The sequence below is a fragment of the Kitasatospora sp. NPDC024654 genome (assembly GCF_055559155.1).
Genome location: NZ_JBVHLF010000005.1, coordinates 123641 through 142478, shown reverse-complemented (window position 1 = coordinate 142478; position 18838 = coordinate 123641). Strand labels below are relative to the sequence as shown.

The 18838-nt window shown below is 70.6% G+C and carries 16 protein-coding genes; 8 read left to right on the top strand and 8 right to left on the bottom strand.

The features are described 5' to 3' along the window. Positions 1–101 precede the first annotated feature (101 nt). Positions 102–1628 (bottom strand): replicative DNA helicase, encoded by a 1527-nt coding sequence (gene dnaB, locus ACZ38L_RS05025; RefSeq protein WP_465689442.1) that lies wholly within the window; start codon positions 1626–1628, stop codon positions 102–104. Positions 1629–2166: 538 nt separating this feature from the next. Here dnaB and ACZ38L_RS05020 point away from each other — a divergent pair. Beyond that, a complete protein-coding gene (locus tag ACZ38L_RS05020; protein WP_465689440.1) occupies positions 2167–3507 on the top strand; it encodes an MATE family efflux transporter in 1341 nt (446 codons plus the stop codon). Between the two features lie 74 nt (positions 3508–3581). Here the strand turns inward: ACZ38L_RS05020 and rplI are convergent, their stop codons facing one another. From rplI to rpsF, 4 genes are all read right to left on the bottom strand, one after another. Next, the gene (gene rplI / locus ACZ38L_RS05015; protein WP_396556757.1) at positions 3582–4028 is read right to left on the bottom strand and encodes a 50S ribosomal protein L9; all 447 of its coding nucleotides are present in this window, start codon (positions 4026–4028) and stop codon (positions 3582–3584) included. A gap of 17 nt (positions 4029–4045) precedes the next feature. After that, entirely contained in the window at positions 4046–4282 is a 237-nt protein-coding gene (gene rpsR / locus ACZ38L_RS05010) for a 30S ribosomal protein S18 (protein ID WP_030304537.1), read from the bottom strand. Positions 4283–4357: 75 nt separating this feature from the next. Further along, positions 4358–4948 (bottom strand): single-stranded DNA-binding protein, encoded by a 591-nt coding sequence (locus tag ACZ38L_RS05005; RefSeq protein WP_396556759.1) that lies wholly within the window; start codon positions 4946–4948, stop codon positions 4358–4360. Positions 4949–5046: 98 nt separating this feature from the next. Next, positions 5047–5337 (bottom strand): 30S ribosomal protein S6, encoded by a 291-nt coding sequence (gene rpsF, locus ACZ38L_RS05000; protein ID WP_465689315.1) that lies wholly within the window; start codon positions 5335–5337, stop codon positions 5047–5049. 315 nt (positions 5338–5652) lie between these two features. Between rpsF and ACZ38L_RS04995 the strand changes: the two genes are divergently transcribed. From ACZ38L_RS04995 to ACZ38L_RS04985, 3 genes are all read left to right on the top strand, one after another. Continuing rightward, on the top strand, positions 5653–5961 hold the full coding sequence (locus ACZ38L_RS04995; RefSeq protein WP_465689313.1) for a hypothetical protein: 309 nt from the start codon (positions 5653–5655) through the stop codon (positions 5959–5961). Between the two features lie 166 nt (positions 5962–6127). After that, complete coding sequence (locus ACZ38L_RS04990; protein ID WP_465689311.1) at positions 6128–7246, top strand: lipid II:glycine glycyltransferase FemX; 1119 nt, start codon at positions 6128–6130, stop codon at positions 7244–7246. 35 nt (positions 7247–7281) lie between these two features. Then, positions 7282–8313, top strand: a complete 1032-nt coding sequence (locus ACZ38L_RS04985) for an alanine racemase (RefSeq protein WP_465689309.1) — start codon at positions 7282–7284, stop codon at positions 8311–8313. Here the strand turns inward: ACZ38L_RS04985 and ACZ38L_RS04980 are convergent. Together ACZ38L_RS04980 and ACZ38L_RS04975 are read right to left on the bottom strand one after the other, a co-directional pair. Further along, positions 8310–9812, bottom strand: a complete 1503-nt coding sequence (locus tag ACZ38L_RS04980) for a glycosyltransferase family 87 protein (RefSeq protein WP_465689308.1) — start codon at positions 9810–9812, stop codon at positions 8310–8312. The genes ACZ38L_RS04985 and ACZ38L_RS04980 overlap by 4 nt on opposite strands. Before the next feature lie 93 nt (positions 9813–9905). Next, complete coding sequence (locus tag ACZ38L_RS04975) at positions 9906–12551, bottom strand: transglycosylase domain-containing protein (RefSeq protein ID WP_465689306.1); 2646 nt, start codon at positions 12549–12551, stop codon at positions 9906–9908. 407 nt (positions 12552–12958) lie between these two features. Between ACZ38L_RS04975 and ACZ38L_RS04970 the strand changes: the two genes are divergently transcribed. The 4 genes from ACZ38L_RS04970 to ACZ38L_RS04955 all read left to right on the top strand — a co-directional run bounded on the left by ACZ38L_RS04970 (position 12959) and on the right by ACZ38L_RS04955 (position 17318). Then, positions 12959–13549, top strand: coding sequence for a PadR family transcriptional regulator (locus ACZ38L_RS04970; protein ID WP_396556773.1), 591 nt, complete (start codon positions 12959–12961; stop codon positions 13547–13549). Between the two features lie 133 nt (positions 13550–13682). Then, complete coding sequence (locus tag ACZ38L_RS04965; RefSeq protein WP_465689303.1) at positions 13683–14765, top strand: inositol-3-phosphate synthase; 1083 nt, start codon at positions 13683–13685, stop codon at positions 14763–14765. A gap of 216 nt (positions 14766–14981) precedes the next feature. After that, positions 14982–16316, top strand: a complete 1335-nt coding sequence (locus ACZ38L_RS04960) for an MFS transporter (RefSeq protein ID WP_465689301.1) — start codon at positions 14982–14984, stop codon at positions 16314–16316. A gap of 117 nt (positions 16317–16433) precedes the next feature. Beyond that, a complete protein-coding gene (locus ACZ38L_RS04955) occupies positions 16434–17318 on the top strand; it encodes an LppU/SCO3897 family protein (protein ID WP_465689299.1) in 885 nt (294 codons plus the stop codon). Here ACZ38L_RS04955 and ACZ38L_RS04950 read toward each other — a convergent pair. Then, positions 17315–18757, bottom strand: coding sequence for a CCA tRNA nucleotidyltransferase (locus ACZ38L_RS04950; RefSeq protein WP_465689438.1), 1443 nt, complete (start codon positions 18755–18757; stop codon positions 17315–17317). The genes ACZ38L_RS04955 and ACZ38L_RS04950 overlap by 4 nt on opposite strands. Positions 18758–18838: the final 81 nt, after the last annotated feature.

Sequence of the window (18838 nt, the reverse complement as noted above, 5' to 3'; positions counted from 1 at the left end):
CAGGGAGTCTCACAACGCCGGCACAAGTGCCACGGTTGTGCCACCGCGACTGAGCTTAGCTGAGACCATGCCACGAAATCCGAGGCCCCTACAGGCCCGGATCAGTCCCGGGTCATGTCGACGAAGCGCGAGTAGTGGCCCTGGAAGGCCACGGTGATGGTGGCGGTGGGGCCGTTTCGGTGCTTGGCGACGATCAGGTCGGCCTCGCCGGCGCGGGGTGACTCCTTCTCGTAGGCGTCCTCGCGGTGCAGCAGGATGACCATGTCGGCGTCCTGCTCGATCGAGCCCGACTCGCGCAGGTCGGAGACCATCGGCTTCTTGTCGGTGCGCTGTTCGGGACCACGGTTCAGCTGGGAGAGCGCGATCACCGGCACCTCCAGCTCCTTGGCCAGCAGCTTGAGGTTTCGCGACATGTCGGAGACCTCCTGCTGCCGGCTCTCGGCCCGCCGGGAGCCGCCGGACTGCATCAGCTGGAGGTAGTCGATGACCACCAGCTTCAGGTCGTTGCGCTGCTTCAGCCGGCGGCACTTGGCGCGGATCTCCATCATCGACAGGTTCGGCGAGTCGTCGATGTAGAGCGGGGCCGCGGTGACCTCGGGCATCCGGCGGGCGACCCGGGTCCAGTCGTCGTCCGTCATGTTGCCCGAGCGCATGTGGTGCAGGGCGACCCGGGCCTCGGCGGAGAGCAGGCGCATGGCGATCTCGTTGCGCCCCATTTCGAGCGAGAAGATCACGCTGGGCAGGCCGTTGGTGATCGAGCAGGCCCGCGAGAAGTCGAGCGCCAGGGTGGACTTACCCATCGCCGGCCGGGCCGCGATGACGATCATCTGACCGGGGTGCAGGCCGTTGGTGAGCTGGTCCAGGTCGGCGAAGCCGGTCGGGACGCCGGACATCTGGCCGGCCCGGGAGCCGATCGCCTCGATCTCGTCGAGCGCGCCCTCCATGATCTCGGAGAGCGGCGCGTAGTCCTCGCTGGTGCGCTGCTCGGTGACGGCGTAGATCTCGGCCTGCGCGGCGTTGACGATCTCGTCCACGTCGCCCTCGGCGGCGTAGCCCATGCCGGCGATCCGGGTGCCCGCCTCGACCAGCCGGCGCAGCACCGCGCGCTCGTGGACGATCTCGGCGTAGTACTCGGCGTTGGCGGCGGTCGGGACGGAGTTGACCAGGGTGTGCAGGTAGCCCGGGCCACCGACCCGGCTGAGCTCACCGCGCTTGGTGAGCTCGCTGGCCACGGTGATCGGGTCGGCCGGCTCGCCGCGGGCGTAGAGGTCGAGGATCGCGCTGTGGATCAGCTCGTGGGCCGGCCGGTAGTAGTCGAGCGGCTTGAGCACCTCGACCACGTCGGCGATGGCGTCCTTGGAGAGCATCATGCCGCCGAGGACGGACTGCTCGGCCGCGAGGTCCTGCGGGGGGACCCGCTCGAAGCCCTCGACACCGCCGGAACGGTCGCCGTCCCGGCCGCGGTCCTGGTCACGGTCCCGCTTGCGGAACTCGCCGCCCTGCTGGCCGGCGGGAGCGCCGGAGCGGTTGCGGGAGACCGGCAGCCGGTCACTCGGACCGTCGGGCTGGTAAGGGCCGGCGAAGGCGTCGTCGGACGGCTGCCAGTCGTCCTCCGGGGGCGGAGGCACGTCGTGGGCGTCGTACTGGGGGCCGGTCACGCGTGTTCCCCGATCAGCGAGCGGTGCGAGTGTGGTGCGGGAGCCTGGGGGCCGAGACGGGTGGGTGCGGTCATGGCCGTGCCCACCTCTTTCTTACGCCACTCGGCCGACGAAACGGACGCCGGGTGCGAGCGTGGCGCGTCGGATGAGCGACCACGCTAAGGGGCCGGTGGGCTTTCGACCAAGATGGTTATCCACAGGGCGTGTGGATGATGGTCCCATCACTGTGGACAACTGCCCGAAAGCTGTGCACAAGCATGTGGACGACCCTGTGGATAACCAGACCATCCACCCGGTGTCAACTCGCTGACCTGCAGGGACTTAATCCACCGGCTGTGCATGAGAAATACTTCACACAGTTGGGGACAGTGCCCGACCGAGCACCGATCGACCTCACCGCCCCCAGTAAGAAGTAACAACCAATCAGCCATTGCGCCACTTACCTGTGGATGGTTACGGTGTCCCCATGACACCTCCGCCCGCCGTCCGGAGCACCCTGCCGCTCCGAATGCCCAGGCCGGACCGACCCGACCGGACCGAGCGGCGCCGCCAGGACCGGGAGATCCTCGCGCTCGCCGTGCCGGCCTTCGGCGCACTGGTCGCCGAGCCGCTCTTCCTGATGGGCGACTCGGCGATCGTCGGCCACCTCGGCACCGCCGAACTGGCGGGCCTCGGCGTCGCGGGCACCGTGCTCTCCAGCCTGACCGGTGTCTTCGTCTTCCTCGCCTACGCCACCACCGCCGCGGTCGCCCGCCGGATCGGCGCCGGGGACCGCCGGGCCGCCGTCCAGCAGGGCGTCGACGGCATCTGGCTGGCCCTGCTGCTCGCCGTCCCGCTGGTGCTGCTCACCCTGGTCGGCGCGCCCCTGGTGGTCGCCGCCCTGGGCGCCTCGCCCACCGCCGCCCCGTACGCGGTCGAGTACCTGCGGATCAGCGCGCTGGGCATCCCGGCGATGCTGATGGTGCTGGCCGCCACAGGGGTGCTGCGCGGGCTGCAGGACACCCGCACCCCGCTGCTGGTGGCGCTGGCCGGCTTCACCGCCAACCTGGGCCTGAACCTCGGCCTGGTCTACGGCGCCGGCCTGGGCGTGGCCGGCTCCGCCTGGGGGACGGTGCTGGCGCAGACCGGGATGGCCGCCTGCTACCTCGCCGTGGTGGTCCGCGGCGCCCGCCGCGAACGGGCCGGGCTGCGCCCCGACCGGGCCGGCATCCGGGCCTGCGCCCGGGCCGGCGGCCCGCTGCTGGTCCGCACCCTCAGCCTGCGCGCGGTGCTGGTGCTGGCCACCGCGGTGGCCGCCCGGCTGGGGGACCGTGAGGTGGCCGCCCACCAGATCGCGATGACCCTGTGGAGCTTCCTGGCCTTCGCACTGGACGCGATCGCGATCGCCGGGCAGGCGATCATCGGCCGCTCACTGGGCGCCGGCGACCTGCCGGGCGCCCGCGCGGCCACCCGGCGGATGGTCGAGTGGGGCGTCGGCTCCGGCGTCCTGCTCGGCCTGCTGGTGGTGCTCTGCGGGCCGCTCTACGTGCCGCTCTTCACCCCGGATCCGGCGGTCCGGCACCAGCTCGCCACCGTGCTGCTGCTGGTGGCGCTGACCCAGCCGACCGCCGGCCTGGTCTTCGTCCTGGACGGGGTGCTGATGGGCGCCGGCGACGGCCGGTACCTGGCCTGGGCGATGCTCGGCACGCTGGCCGCCTTCACCCCGGTCGCGCTGGCGGTGCCGGCATGGGGCTGGGGGCTGGTCGGCCTCTGGTCGGCGATGAACCTGTTCATGCTGGTCCGTGGCGCCTTCCTGGTCGCCCGGGCCCGCACCGGCCGCTGGCTGGTGGCCGGTGCGGTCCGTGGCTGAAACGCGGAAGCACGGTTGAGGGCCGGGGCTCGCGAGGAGCCCCGGCCCTCAACCGGTCACTGCGGGTGCTGCGCTCAGGCGGAGACGACGGCGACGTCGAGGTCGGCCTGGACGTCGGCGTGCAGCTTGACCGAGACCTTGTGGGTGCCCACGGTCTTGATCGGCGAGGCGATCGTGACGGCGCGCTTGTCCACCGCCGGGCCGCCGGCGGCCTTGACGGCCTCGACGACGTCGGCCTGGGTCACCGAGCCGAACAGGCGGCCGGCGTCGCCGGAGCGAACGGCCAGCTTGACCTGCAGACCCTCGAGCTTGGCCTTGAACTCGTTGGCCGCCTCGATGGTCTGGATCTCGTGGATCTTGCGGGCGCGACGGATCGCGTCCACGTCCTTCTGGCCGCCCTTGGTCCAGCGGATGGCGAAGCCACGCGGAACCAGGAAGTTACGGGCGTAGCCGTCCTTGACGTCGACGATGTCGCCGGCGCCACCGAGGCCGGAGACCTCGTGAGTGAGGATGATCTTCATTCTTCGGTCACCCTCTCTTAGCGCGCGGTGCTGGTGTAGGGCAGCAGCGCCATCTCACGGCTGTTCTTCACGGCCGTGGCGACGTCACGCTGGTGCTGGGTGCAGTTGCCGGTGACCCGGCGGGCACGGATCTTGCCACGGTCGGAGATGAACTTCCGCAGCAGGTTCGTGTCCTTGTAGTCAACGTAGTTGACCTTGTCCTTGCAGAAGACGCAAACCTTCTTCTTCGGCTTGCGAGCAGGCGGCTTCGCCATCATGTGCTCCAAAAGGGGTTCACGATCCGGACCGGTGCCAGGGCACCGGGCCGGGTCGCACGAAATCTGTCAGCTCTAGAACGGAGGCTCTTCCGAGTAGCCGCCACCGGCCGGGGCTCCCCAGCCGCCGCCACCCTGGTTGCCACCAGAGGGAGCGCTGGACGCCCACGGGTCGTCGGATGGGCCGGACTGGCCGCCGCCGGAGTTTCCACCCCAGCCGCCGCCGCCCTGCTGGCCGCCACCGCCGTAACCGCCGCCGCCCTGCTGGCCACCGAAGCCGCCACCGCCAGGACCGCCGGACCGGTTGGCCCGGGTCACCTTGGCGGTCGCCGAGCGCAGGCTCGGCCCGACCTCGTCGACCTCGACCTCGAAGACGGTCCGCTTCTCGCCTTCCTTGGTCTCGTAAGACCGCTGGCGCAGTCGGCCCTGCACGATGACGCGCATGCCGCGCTGCAGCGACTCGGCCACGTTCTCCGCAGGCTGACGCCAGACGTTGCACGTGAGGAAGAGGCTCTCGCCGTCCTTCCACTCGTTGGTCTGGCGGTCGAAGGTGCGGGGAGTGGACGCGATGCGGAACTTCGCGACCGCCGCACCCGAGGGGGTGAAACGCAGCTCGGGGTCGTCGACGAGATTGCCGACGAGTGTGATGACGGTCTCGCCTGCCATGGTGTGCTGACCTCTCGGGAGGAGGAGTTCCGTTCAGCGATGTTTCACGTGAAACATCGGACGCGAGCTACCGGAGGCCCGGGGGCCTCAGCGGTGGCTCAGTGGGTGTCCGGGCGCAGGACCTTGGTGCGCAGAACCGACTCGCTCAGCGACAGCTGGCGGTCGAGCTCCTTGACGACCTCGGGGGTGGCCTTCAGGTCGATGACCGTGTAGATGCCCTCGGACTGCTTGTTGATCTCGTACGACAGGCGACGCCGGCCCCAGGTGTCGACCTTCTCCACGTTGCCGCCACCGGTGCGGACGACGTTGAGGAAGTTCTCGATCATGGGGGAGACAGCGCGCTCCTCGACCGAGGGGTCGAGGATGACCATCACCTCGTAGTGACGCATGGGTAACCCACCTCCTTTGGACTCAGCGGCCACGGTCTCTCCGTGGCAGGAGGGTTGTACAGCGCCGGCACCGGTGCGGTGACGACACCGGCTCACCGTAGCGGCCGGGTCGGACATCGGTCGGCCACCCACCCACGAAGGGGTGACCCGCGAACGGGCACAAGGCGGCACAACTACACCAGTGCAGACCGCACAGCCTACCCGCACCCATCCGGCCGAACAAAACGCGTACGGGTTGAGATCAGGGGGTCAACCGGAGCAATCTGGGCAGAACGGGTTCACGCGCAGTCCTCGCCCCCGCAGGAGGTGGGTTTCATGGCACAGACGCTCCGCCGAATCCCCGTACTCACCCTCAACACCGACGGCCACCCCCACCCCAAGGAGAACACCCTGGTCGGACTGACCGTGGTCTTCGGCCTGGTGGCCATCATCTCGGCCTTCTTCGCCAATCTGCACATCCTCGGCTCGTGGGCCGGGCTGGCCGGCATCGTCACCGGCCTGTGGGGTCAGTTCATCTCGGCGACCACGGCCGAGCGGTTCGTGGTGGTGATCGCACTGGGCGCGTCAGCGGTGGGCTTCGGGATCGCCCTGGCCCACGGCGGGCTCTTCGGCGGGGCCTGGTAGCAGGCCGCGCACCCCGGGACGGCGCTCTCCGCACGGGGAGCGCCGTTCGCCGTCCAGGACAGGTTCTAGGGTTCCGTCAACGCGCCGCAGTGGGACCCACCCGAATCGGACTATTCGGGCATTAAGGTGCAATTAGCCCCTCCCGAAGCCAAGGAGCACCCCGAGCATGAGCCTGCGTCTGAGGACGATCACCCGCGAGGAGCACCTGGCCTTCGTGCGCAGCCGGCCCTCCGCGAGCCACATGCAGGTGCCCTCCTGGGGTGATGTGAAGGCGGAGTGGCGCACCGAGTCGATCGGCTGGACCGACGCCTCCGACGCGATCGTCGGAGCCGGCCTGGTGCTCTACCGGCAGCTGCCGAAGGTCAAGCGCTACCTGGCCTACCTGCCCGAGGGACCGGTGATCGACTGGTTCGACCCGGACCTCGACCGCTGGCTGCAGCCGCTGCTGGCGCACCTCAAGGCGCAGGGCGCGTTCTCGGTGAAGATGGGCCCGCCGGTGGTGATCCGGCGCTGGGACGCCGCCGCCATCAAGGAGGCGATGGCCAACAAGGACGCCAAGCGGCTGCGCGACCTGGAACCGGACTGGTACGAGCCGCGCGCCTTCGACCTGGCCGAACGGCTGCGCCGGTCCGGCTGGCTGCAGGGCGAGGACGGCGGGGCCGGCTTCGGCGACGTCCAGCCGCGCTACGTCTTCCAGGTGCCGCTGGCCAACCGCTCGCTGGACGACATCCAGCGCGGCTTCAACCAGCTGTGGCGGCGCAACATCAAGAAGGCCGAGAAGAGCGGCGTCGAGGTGGTCCAGGGCGGCTACCAGGACCTGGCGGTCTTCCACCAGCTCTACCAGGTGACCGCCGAGCGGGACCGGTTCACCCCGCGCCCGCTCGCGTACTTCCAGCGGATGTGGCAGGCGCTCACCTCCGAGGACCCCAACCGGATGCGTCTCTACCTCGCCTACCTGGACGGCGAACCGCTGGCCGCCACCACCATGCTGACGGTCGGCGACCACGTCTGGTACTCCTACGGCGCCTCCGCCAACCACCTCCGCGAGGTCAAGCCGTCCAACGCGATCCAGTGGCGGATGATGCGGGACGCCTACGCGCTCGGCGCGAGCGTCTACGACCTGCGCGGGATCAGCGACACGCTGGAGGAGGACGACCACCTCTTCGGGCTGATCCAGTTCAAGGTGGGCACCGGCGGCCAGGCCGCCGAGTACCTCGGTGAGTGGGACTTCCCGCTCAACAAGCTGCTGCACCGGGCGCTGGACCTCTACATGTCCCGCCGCTGAAACAGGAACCATCCGGCACCACCTCGGAGAGTCCGATGACCCTCTCGCTGTACGTGGACACCGAACGCTGGCGGGCCCATCAGCACGCGCTGCTCGCGGAGTTCCCGGGGCTGGTCCCGGTGGCCAAGGGCAACGGCTACGGCCTGGGCAACCGGCGGCTGGCCACCGAGGCCGGCCGGCTGGGCCGGCCGATACTGGCGGTGGGCACCGCGGCGGAGGCCGCCGAGGCGCTGCCGGGCTACCCGGGCGAGCTGCTGGTGCTGACCCCGTACCGGATCGGTGAGGAGGGCGGGCCGCTACCGTCCCGGGTGGTGCGGACGGTGGCGAGCGTGGAGGCGCTGCGGGCGCTGCCGGGGGCGCGGGTGGTGGTGGAGTGCATGACCAGCATGCGCCGGCACGGCATCTCGCGCGCCGAACTCCCGCACCTGGCCGCATCGCTGGGCGTGGTGAGCTTCGAGGGCTTCGCGCTGCACCTGCCGCTGGACCGGCCGGACGACTCCGACCCGGCACTCGAGGTCTCCGACTGGGTCCGGGCGATCGCGGCGGTCGGGCTGCCGGTCCGCACGGTGTTCCTGAGCCACCTCGGCTCGGCCGGGATCGCCCGGCTGGCCGAGCGGCACCCGGCCACCGAGTTCCGGTCCCGGATCGGCACCCGGCTCTGGCTGGGCGACATCGGCGCGCTGGAGGCCCGCGCCACCGTGCTGGACGTGACGCCGGTGGCGCGCGGCGAGCGGTACGGCTACCGCCAGCACCGGGCGCCCTCGGACGGCCACCTGCTGGTGGTCTCCGGCGGTACCGCGCACGGCGTCGGCCTGGAGTCGCCGAAGTACGTGCACGGCGTGCTGCCGCGGTTCAAGGGCATCGCCCGGGCCGGGCTGGCCACGCTCAACCGGGTGCTGTCGCCGTACCAGTGGAACGGGCGGCAGCTCTGGTTCGCCGAACCGCCGCACATGCAGGTGAGCATCCTGTTCCTGCCCGGCCCCGGCAAGCCGCCGGCCATCGGTGACGAGTTGAGCGTCAACGTCCGGCACACCACCACGCACTTCGACCGGGTGGCCGATCGTTAGGGGACGGGGACGGCGGGCTCCTCCGCGCGGTAGGACTCCTCCGCGCGCAGCCGGCGGGCCTGGCCCAGCGCGAAGACGTCCGCGGCGAAGTCCAGCACCCCGCCCGACGGGTCGTCGCTGCCGTCCCAGCGGACCGGGTCGAGCTCCGGGCGGAGGATGTCGCGGATCACCATGCCGCACAGGTAGAGCGTGCCCAGCAGGTGCAGCAGGACCGCGAAGTGGTACCAGTCCTGGCCGATGCCGTGCTGCTTGGTGTCCCCGAGGTAGGCCAGGTAGGACCAGATGCCGAGGAAGTACAGCACCTCGCAGGCCTGCCAGATCAGGAAGTCGCGCCAGCGCGGCCGGGCCAGCGCGGCCAGCGGGATCAGCCAGAGCACGTACTGCGGCGAGTAGACCTTGTTGGTCACCACGAAGGCCGCCACCGCCAGGAAGACCAGCTGGGCGTAGCGCGGCCGGCGCGGGGCCGACAGGGCCAGCCAGCCGATGGCCAGGAAGCAGAGCACCAGCAGCACGCCGATCCAGGTGTTCAGGCCGTCCAGGGACTGGTCGCGGTCCTGCATCAGGATCATCCAGAAGGACCCGTAGTCCTCCTTGCGGGTCTGGCTGAAGGTGTAGAAGGTCGCCCAGCCGTCGAAGTTGGCCAGCATGATCGGCAGGTTGACCACCAGCCAGGCCGCCACCGCCGCGCCGGTGGCCCGCCAGAACTCCCGCCAGCGGCCGGCCCGCCAGCAGAGCACGAAGAGCGGGAAGAGCAGCAGCACCGGGTAGAGCTTGGCGGCGGTGGCCAGGCCGATGAAGACACCGGCCCAGACCGGGCGGCGGCCGGACCAGTAGGCCATCGCGACCGCGGTCAGCGCGATCGCCAGCAGGTCCCAGTTGATCGTGGCGTCCAGCGCCAGGCAGGGCGCCAGGGCGAACAGCAGGGCGTCCCACGGCCGGCGGCGGTGGGTGCGGGAGAGCGCGATCACGGTGATCACCGCGCAGATCAGCAGCATCCCGGCGTTGACCATCCAGAACCAGCGCTCGCGGTCCTGGATGACCCCGGCGGTGGGGGTGAGCCAGCTGGCGATCTGCATGAAGAACCCGGTCAGCACCGGGTACTCCAGGAACTTCATGTCCGGGGTGGCCGAGGGGATCTGGTCGAGGTAGGGGTGCAGCCCGACCGAGAAGCCGCGCGCCGTGTAGAGGTGCGGGATGTCGCTGTAGCAGGCGTGGGTGTACTGCGCGGTGAGGCCGAAGAACCAGCCGCTGGTGTAGCAGGGCAGCTTCTGCACCATGCCGGCCAGGTAGGACACGATGGTCAGCAGGGCCAGCACCCGGGCCGGGATCCACCAGGAGACGCCCAGCAGGGCCCTGCGACCGGGCGGGCCGCCGAGCAGTTCGCTGCCGGCCGCCGCGACCGGATCCTCGTCCGCGGGAACGACCACGGTGTTGGCCGGGGGGCCCTCGACCATGGTCGGCCCGGGCTCGGCGGATTCGTCACGCGCGATCGAGGTCATGGCGGACATACTGCCGTACCTCCCGGGCCGCCACGAGGACCACCCCGGAAACGGCCGCGGCGGCCCTGCGAGGTGCAGGGCCGCCGCGGGCGGTCATCCTCCGACGAGTCCGCCCTCGCCGTCGGTGGGACCGGCTGTCGCGGTGTCGGTCGGGCTCGGCGAGTGGCCGTGGCCCCTGGTCGGCGTCGCCGTGGGCGGGCAGCCGAAGAAGCCGCAGCCGCCGCCGTTCGGCGGGCCGGTCGGGGTCGAGGTCGGCCCGGTGGTCGGCTCCTCGGTGGTCGGCGCCGGGGCCACCGGGGTCGGCGACGGCGACGGTGCCGCCGTGGTGGCCGGCGCGGAGACCGTCGGCGAGGCGGAGACCGAGGCGGAGACCGAGGGGGACGGCGAGGCGGTGCTCGGCGCGCCCGACTCGTCGACCTCGGTGTTGACCGGCTGCGGCGTCGGGAAGTCCTGGACCGGGGAGTTGCCCAGCGCGGCCTTCATGTACTGGGCCCAGATCTCGGTCGGGACGTCACCGCCGTAGAAACCGTCGGTCGAGCCGCCGGTGCCGTTCAGCGACATCAGCACACCCTTGTTCGGGTCCTCGCGGAAGATGCTGACCGCGGTGGCCAGCTGCGGGGTGTACCCGTCGAACCAGGCGGACTTGTAGTCGTCGGTGGTACCGGTCTTACCGGCCACCGGCCGGCCCACGGCCTGCGCCTTGGTACCGGTGCCGTTCTGCACCACGCCCTGCAGCACCTGGGTGATGTTGTCGGCGACCGCCTGGTCCAGCACCGGCTTGGGGGTCGGCTTGCCGAAGCCCGGCCGGGACTGGCCGCTGAACTCGACCTTGGTCACCGAGTACACGTCGGTCTGCTGGCCGCGGGCGGCGAAGACCGAGTAGGCGGAGGCCATCTGGATCGCGTTCGGGGTGGAGGTACCGAGGGCGAAGGAGGCCGTGTTGGGGTCGGCGAAGCTCGCCTTGCTCAACCCCATCTGCTGGGCCAGCGCCTCGACGTTGGTGCCGCCGACGTTCTCGCCGAGCTGCACGTACGGCACGTTGAAGGACTGCGCCATCGCCTTGGCCAGCGTGACGTACCCCTGCGGGCCGGGCTCGTCGTTCTTCTGCCGGAACGGCTGGTTGTTGCTGTCCAGCACCGGCGTGCCGTCCGGCTTGTAGATGATGCTCATGTCGTCGGCCAGGTACCGGCTGTCCTGGTTGATCTTCTTGGTACCGCTCGGCGTCTGCACCCCGACCTGCATCGCGGTGGCCAGCACGAACGGCTTGAAGGTCGAGCCGACCGGGACACCGGAGGCGTTGGCGTTGTTGGTGAAGTACTTCTGGTCGTACCCCGGACCGCCGTAGATCGCCACCAGCGCGCCGTCGCCCGGCACCACCGAGGCGGCACCGACCTGGACGTTGGTGTCCGTGTCGGGGCGCTTGGTGGGGTTCAGCTTCGCGTCGGCGTCGTCGACGGCCTGCTTCAGGTCGTCGACCTTGTCCTTCTGGAAGGTCGTGTAGATCCGGTAGCCGCCCCTGGTCAAGGTGGCGTCGGTGATCGTCGGATCCTTGCTCTCGATGTACTGGTTGGCGGTGTCGACCAGGTAGCCGATCTCGCCGGTCAGGCCGGCCTGCGGCTGGAGCTTGATCGGCTCCGGCAGCCCCGCGGAGATGCACTGGTTCATCTGGTCCTGGGTGATGGCCTTGGTGCTCACCATCTTGCCCAGGATCCACTCCCAGCGGCCGCTGGCCGGGTCGCTCGGGGTGCCGAACATCCGGGCGTGGTTGCCCGCGCTCAGGCTGGGGTCGTAGAGGCCGGCGCCCTTGAGCAGGCCGGCCAGCATCGCGGACTGGCAGGGGTTCAGGTTGCTGGCGTCGATGCCGTAGTAGGCACGGGCGGCGGCCTGGATGCCGTTGGCGTTGCGGCCGAACCAGCTGGTGTTCAGGTAGCCGTCGAGGATGTCGTCCTTGGACATCTTCTGGTTGATCTTCAGGGTGATGAAGATCTCCTTGAGCTTGCGGGAGACCGTCTGATCCTGGTTCAGGTAAGCGTTCTTCACGTACTGCTGGGTGATCGTCGAACCGCCCTGGGTCGACTGGCCCTCCGCCATGTTGACGATGGCTCGGGCCATGCCCTGGGGGTCGATGCCGCTGTCGGTGCGGAAGGTCTCGTTCTCGGCGGCGATCACCGCGTTCTGCACGTTGACGCTGATGTTGCTCAGCGGGACGATCTGCCGGTTGGTGCTGCCGGTGCGGACCATCTCCGAGCCGTCGGCCCAGTAGTAGATGTTGTTCTGGTCGTTGACGATGCTGTTGAGGTCCGGAACCGTCGTCTCGGCGTAGGCCACGCCGACGGCCGCGGTGGTGCCGCCGAAGAAGATCAGGAACAGCGACAGGATCAGCTTCCACGAGGGCAGCCAGCGACGGATGCCGCTCTTGCCCCAGCGCGGGTAGTCGATGAACCGCTTCTTGCCGGGCGGTTTGGCACCGCCGCCGCGGCCACCCCGGCCGCCACCGCCCGCGGGCGCCGCGTTGCGGCCCCCCTTCTGGGCGGCCTTGCGCATCTCGGCCCGGGTCATCCGGGGCTGCTGGGCGGTCTCCCGCAGGTTCTGCGGACCGCGCGCGCCGGCCCGGCCGGAGGCGCCGTAGGACGGCGCACCCTCCGGCGGCGTGCCGTAGGCGTACGGACGCCCGCCGCCATAACCGGGCGGTTGCTGATTGCCGTCACCATTCGGCGACCTTCGCCGTCGTTCGCTCATAGTCCAGTAACTCCTAGGCCAGGCACAGGCGCCTGGAGACGGATTCCACTTCCGATGCCCGCAACCGCCCTAGGCCTGTGGTCGTGCGGCCCGTTGCCCCGGTGGTGGTCCTCGTGCACACGCGACAGCGTACGCATCCAGAAATACGAGCTAATCGGGCATATCCCCACAAGAGTTACGAAACGTCAGCAGATCATTACATGGCCGTTGCCAATAACCCCCGAGTTGGCCTTGACGTGAGGGTGCCCGAACCCCCTCAGAAGTCCTGTGATCACATTCACCCGTGCCCCCCTTGCCCGAATCGTGACCCCGGCCTATCGTTCTCGATATATCGAGTCGATACATCGCAGCGGCATACCGCGTGCGATGTGTCCGCGGAGACACCGCAGGAGAGGAGGCCGGAGAGGGTGAGCAGGCGCTCTGGAGTGCTGGAGTTCGCCGTCCTCGGCCTGCTGCACGACGCCCCGATGCACGGGTACGAACTGCGCAAGCGCCTCAACGTGCTGCTGGGCTCGTTCCGCGCCTTCTCCTACGGGACGCTCTACCCGTGTTTGAAGGGCCTGGTCGCCCAGGGCTTCCTGGTGGAGGACAACCCCGACACCGAGTACGTCCCGGCGACCGCGCTCAACGGCAAACGATCGAAGATCGTCTACCGGCTCTCCGCCGAGGGCAAGCAGCGCTTCGAGGAGCTGCTCGCGGACTCCGGTCCGGACGCCTGGGAGGACGAGCACTTCGGGGTGCACTTCGCCTTCTTCGGCCAGACCGACCGGGCGGTGCGGATGCGGGTCCTGGAAGGACGCCGTAGCCGCCTGGAAGAGCGGCTGGAGCGGATGCGCAGCTCGATCGCCCGCACCCGCGAGCGGTTCGACGACTACACGCTCGAACTGCAGCGGCACGGGCTGGAATCGGTGGAACGCGAGGTCCGGTGGCTCAACGAGCTGATCGAGACCGAGCGGGCCAACCGAACCGGCCGGGACCGCCCCGGGCGCTCCGGCTAGGAGCAGCCCGCGCCACCGGCCCCGGTGCCACGTGGCGGGAGTGGGCGCAGCGCGCCATTCAGATTGTCAGATGAGTAGCAAAGAGGCCCGTCGATCTCCGGCGAGTCTCACGAGATCACAGGGAGCAACCGGAATGGGTTCGGTTCGCGTAGCCATCGTGGGCGTGGGCAACTGCGCCGCGTCGCTGGTGCAGGGTGTCGAGTACTACAAGGACGCCGACCCGGCCGGCAAGGTCCCCGGGCTGATGCACGTGCAGTTCGGCGACTACCACGTCCGTGACGTGGAGTTCGTCGCCGCGTTCGACGTCGACGCCAAGAAGGTCGGCGAGGACCTGGCGCACGCCATCACCGCCAGCGAGAACAACACCATCAAGATCTGCGACGTGCCGCCGACCGGCGTGACCGTGCAGCGCGGCCACACCCTGGACGGCCTCGGCAAGTACTACCTGCAGACCATCGAGGAGTCCGACGAGGCCCCGGTCGACGTCGTGCAGGTCCTCAAGGACAAGCAGGTCGACGTTCTGGTCTGCTACCTGCCGGTGGGCTCCGAGGAGGCCGCCAAGTTCTACGCGCAGTGCGCCATCGACGCCAAGGTCGCCTTCGTGAACGCCCTTCCGGTGTTCATCGCCGGCACCAAGGAGTGGGCCGACAAGTTCACCGAGGCCGGCGTGCCGATCGTCGGTGACGACATCAAGTCGCAGGTCGGTGCCACCATCACGCACCGCGTGATGGCGAAGCTCTTCGAGGACCGCGGGGTCATCCTGGAGCGCACCATGCAGCTGAACGTCGGCGGCAACATGGACTTCAAGAACATGCTCGAGCGTGAGCGCCTGGAGTCCAAGAAGATCTCCAAGACCCAGGCCGTCACCTCGCAGATCCGCGACCGTGAGCTGGGCGCCAAGAACGTCCACATCGGTCCGTCCGACTACGTCGCCTGGCTGGACGACCGCAAGTGGGCGTACGTCCGCCTCGAGGGCCGCGCCTTCGGTGACGTTCCGCTGAACCTGGAGTACAAGCTCGAGGTCTGGGACTCCCCGAACTCGGCCGGTGTGATCATCGACGCGGTGCGCGCCGCGAAGATCGCCAAGGACCGCGGCATCGGTGGCCCGATCCTCTCCGCGTCCTCGTACTTCATGAAGTCCCCGCCGGTCCAGTACTTCGACGACGAGGCCCGCGAGAACGTCGAGAAGTTCATCCGCGGTGAGGTCGAGCGCTGAGCGCAGCGAAGTTCGCGACTGTAGGAGCTTCGCGCTGAGCGCAGCGAAGTTCGCGACTGTAGGAGCTTCGCGCTGAGCGCAGCCAAGTTCGCTCCTGTAGCTTCGCGCTGAGCGGTCCGCGACCGTAGGGGCTCAGTGCCGGTCCGAGCGCCGAGCCCATGACGGCGGCCGATGTTTCACGTGAAACATCGGCCGCCGTCATGACACCCTGGGCGGGTGGCGATCACCCGACGGCCGGCTCCGGCTCCCGACAACCCGTCCACCGGCCGCGCCACGCTCGGCGCTCTGGTACGCACCCGCGACTTCCGCCGGCTGCTCACCGCCCGGCTGCTCTCGCAGCTCTCCGACGGGGTCTTCCAGGTCTCACTGGCCTCGTACGTGATCTTCTCGCCGGAGCGGCAGTCCAGCCCGGCCGACATCGCCTCGATGCTGGCCGTGTTGCTGCTGCCGTTCTCGGTGATCGGCCCGTTCGCCGGGGTCCTGCTGGACCGCTGGCGCCGCCGGCAGGTGCTCTACCTGGGCAACCTGGCCCGCTTCGGGCTCGGCCTGGTGACCGCCGCCCTGCTGCTCGGACAGGCCCCGGACTGGCTGTTCTTCGCCGCCGCCCTGCTGGTCACCGCGCTCAACCGGTTCATCCTGGCCGGCCTCTCCGCCGCACTGCCCAGGGTGGTCGACCCCGCCCAGCTGGTCACCGCCAACGCCCTCTCCCCCACCCTCGGCACCGTCGCGGCGGCCTGCGGCGGTGGGATCGGCTTCCTCTTCCACCAGGTGATGGCCCCCGGCCCGGAGGCGGACGCGGCGCTGGTCACGGTCGCCGCCGCGCTCTACCTCGCCGCCGCGCTGGCCGCGCACCGGATGGCCCCCGAGCTGCTCGGCCCCGAGCACCACCCGGACCGGCCCGATCTGCGGCAGGCGCTCGGCCAGGCCGGGCACGAGTTCGCCGCCGGCCTGCGCCACCTGCTCCGGGACTGCCGGCCCGCCGTGCACGCGCTCGCCGCGGTCACCGCTGCCCGGTTCTGCTACGGCGTGCTGATCGTCACCGTCCTGATGCTCTCCCGCTACACCTTCAACGACCCCGAGGACAGCCAGGCCGGCCTGGCCACCCTGGGCACCGCGCTGGGCTTCTCCGCGGTGGGCTTCTTCCTCGCCGCGGTGGTCAGCCCCTGGTTCACCCGGCGGCTGGGGCTGGCCGGCTGGCTGACCGGCTGTCTCGGCTCGGCCGCCGTCTTCGTGCCGGCGCTCGGGCTGCCGTTCCGGGTCGCGCCCGCGATGGCCGCCGCGCTGCTGCTCGGCGTGGTCACCCAGGGCAGCAAGATCTGCACCGACACGATCGTGCAGAACTCGGTGGAGGACGCCTACCGCGGCCGGGTCTTCGCGCTCTACGACGTGCTCTTCAACGTGGCCTTCGTGGCGGCCGCCGGAGTGACCGCGCTGGTGCTGCCGCTGAACGGACGATCGGTGGGCGTGGTGGCGGGGGTCGCGCTGGTGTACGCGGGCAGTGCGGCGCTCTACGTCCGCGCCGCCCGGCGGACGCCGCCGCCCGTCAACTGAGCGGCGTCAACCGAGCCGTGGCGCACGGCACCCGGCCGGCGCGGACTCGCTAGGGTACCTGCCGCCCGCCTCACTCCGTCACCGGGTGAGGACAGTCCGTCGTCGCAGGGGGAGCCTGTGAGCACGCCACCGAATCCCCACCCTTACCCCGGCTTCGGCCCATCGCCCGCCTCGTACGGGCCACCGCCCCCGCCGACCGGCGGCCCGCCGCTGCCCGGCCAGGGCTACCCGGCCCCACCGCCGGCGATCCCCGAGCGTCGCGCCACGTCCGTACCGGACGGACCGGCCTGCCGGTTCTGCGGCGGCCGCCCGGCCTTGGCGGCCACCGTGCGCGGTCACCGCGGCCGGGGCCTGCTGGCCCGACCGCTCCGTCGCCCGGGCCCGTACTGCGTGGTCTGCGGCACCGCGACGATCCGCGACCTCTCCCAGCAGACCCTGCTGCGCGGCTGGTGGAGTTACCCGTCGCCGGTCCTCGTGCCGGCCGCCCTGTTGCGCAACCGCGCGGTGCACCGACGGCTGCGCGAGCTGCCCCCGCCGCCGCCCGGCAGCCACGGGCCGCAGCTCGACCCCGGGATGCCGCTGACCAGGCGCCCGGCGATCGGGATGCTGGTGGTGCCGGCCCTGCCGGTGCTGGCGCTGGCCGTGCTGCTGACCGTCGGCCCGGGTGACCGGCCGCTCGCGAACCGTCCCTCCGAGGCGGGTGTCGCGCCGAGCCCCCGGGCCGTCACCGCCCCGCCGGCCGATCCGGCCGGCGGCCCGACCGGCGCCGCGGTCGGCGACTGCCTGCGCGACGACCACCCGAGCGCCGGCGCGGACGACCCCGTGCCGGTCATCGAGCTGCTCCCCTGCACCGACCAGCGGGCCGAGTACCGGGTGGTCGAGCGGGTTCCCGGCAGCAGCGACGGACCGAGCGCCTGCCGGGCGGTGCCCGGCGCGGACAGCTGGTACAGCCGCGAGCAGGGGTCGCGGCGGCTCGTGCTCTGCCTGACCGCCACCCGCTAGTCGGCCGCCGGCCGCTCGGCCTCCCACCACTGCTTGAGCGCGGCCACCGCGGTCTCCTCGTCCATCGGGCCGTGCTCCAGCCGCAGCTCCAGCAGGTGCTTGTAGGCCTTGCCGACCAACGGGCCGGGCTTCAGTCCGAGCAGCTCCATGATCTGGTTGCCGTCCAGCGCCGGGCGGATGGAGTCCAGCTCCTCCTGCTCCTTGAGCTGCGCGATCCGCTCCTCCAGGCTGTCGTAGGTGCGGGAGAGCGTGAGCGCCTTCTTGCGGTTGCGGGTGGTGCAGTCGGAGCGGGTCAGCTTGTGCAGGCGCTCCAGCAGCGGACCGGCGTCCGTGACGTAGCGGCGGACGGCGGAGTCGGTCCACTCGCCGGCGCCGTAGCCGTGGAAGCGCAGGTGCAGCTCGACCAGCCGGGCGACGTCGTCGATCAGCTCCTTGGAGTACTTCAGCTCCCGCATCCGCTTCCGGGTCATCTTCGCGCCGACCATCTCGTGGTGGTGGAAGGAGACCCGGCCGTCCGACTCGAAGCGGCGGGTGCGCGGCTTGCCGATGTCGTGCAGCAGCGCGGCCAGCCGCAGCGTCAGGTCCGGGCCGTCCGTCTCCAACGCGACGGCCTGCTCCAGGACGGTCAGCGAGTGCTCGTAGACGTCCTTGTGCCGGTGGTGCTCGTCCCGCTCCAGGCGCAGCGCCGGCAGCTCGGGCAGCACGTGGCCCGCCAGCCCGGTGTCGACCAGCAGCCGCAGCCCCTTGATCGGGTGGTCCGCCAGCAGCAGCTTGTTCAGCTCGGCTTGCACCCGCTCGGCCGACACGATGGTGATCCGCTCGGCCATCGCGGTCATCGCCGCGATCACCTCGGGTGCGGGGGTGAAGTCGAGCTGGGCGGCGAAGCGGGCGGCCCGCATCATCCGCAGCGGGTCGTCGGAGAACGACTCCTCGGGCGTGGCCGGGGTGCGCAGCACCCGGACCTCCAGGTCCTCCAGACCGCGGTGCGGGTCGACGAAGCCGCGACCGGGCAGGTCGACGGCCATCGAGTTGACCGTGAAGTCCCGGCGGACCAGGTCCTCCTCGATGGTGTCGCCGAAGGTCACCTCGGGCTTGCGGGAGGTGCGGTCGTACGCCTCGGAGCGGTAGGTGGTGATCTCGATCAGGTAGGACCCGTCCGCGGTGTCCTTGCGGGCGCCGACCGTGCCGAAGGCGATGCCCACGTCCCAGACCGCGTCCGCCCAGCCCTTGACCAGCTTGAGCACCTGCCGGGGGCGGGCGTCGGTGGTGAAGTCCAGGTCGTTGCCGAGCCGGCCGAGCAGCGCGTCCCGCACCGAACCCCCGACCAGCGCCAGCCGGAAGCCGGCGTCCTGGAAGCGCCGGGCGATCTCGTCCGCGACCGGCGAGACCCGGAGCAGCTCCTGCAGGCCGAGGGTCTGCGCCTCGCTCAGGCCTGGCAGGGCGGAGCCGGCGGCGGGCGGGGCGAGCGGCGCGGAGCTGGAATCATTGGTGGTGGACACGGCACACAAGGGTACGTGGCC

Bases quoted from the DNA above. Each gene is read 5' to 3' on its own strand.
- ACZ38L_RS04965 (WP_465689303.1), top strand. From the start codon at position 13,683: ATGGGTTCGGTTCGCGTAGCCATCGTGGGCGTGGGCAACTGCGCCGCG.
- ACZ38L_RS04990 (WP_465689311.1), top strand. From the start codon at position 6,128: ATGAGCCTGCGTCTGAGGACGATCACCCGCGAGGAGCACCTGGCCTTC.
- rpsR (WP_030304537.1), bottom strand. From the start codon at position 4,282: ATGGCGAAGCCGCCTGCTCGCAAGCCGAAGAAGAAGGTTTGCGTCTTC.
- rplI (WP_396556757.1), bottom strand. From the start codon at position 4,028: ATGAAGATCATCCTCACTCACGAGGTCTCCGGCCTCGGTGGCGCCGGC.
- ACZ38L_RS04980 (WP_465689308.1), bottom strand. From the start codon at position 9,812: ATGACCTCGATCGCGCGTGACGAATCCGCCGAGCCCGGGCCGACCATG.
- ACZ38L_RS05020 (WP_465689440.1), top strand. From the start codon at position 2,167: ATGCCCAGGCCGGACCGACCCGACCGGACCGAGCGGCGCCGCCAGGAC.
- rpsF (WP_465689315.1), bottom strand. From the start codon at position 5,337: ATGCGTCACTACGAGGTGATGGTCATCCTCGACCCCTCGGTCGAGGAG.
- ACZ38L_RS04975 (WP_465689306.1), bottom strand. From the start codon at position 12,551: ATGAGCGAACGACGGCGAAGGTCGCCGAATGGTGACGGCAATCAGCAA.
- ACZ38L_RS04995 (WP_465689313.1), top strand. From the start codon at position 5,653: ATGGCACAGACGCTCCGCCGAATCCCCGTACTCACCCTCAACACCGAC.
- ACZ38L_RS04985 (WP_465689309.1), top strand. From the start codon at position 7,282: ATGACCCTCTCGCTGTACGTGGACACCGAACGCTGGCGGGCCCATCAG.
- ACZ38L_RS05005 (WP_396556759.1), bottom strand. From the start codon at position 4,948: ATGGCAGGCGAGACCGTCATCACACTCGTCGGCAATCTCGTCGACGAC.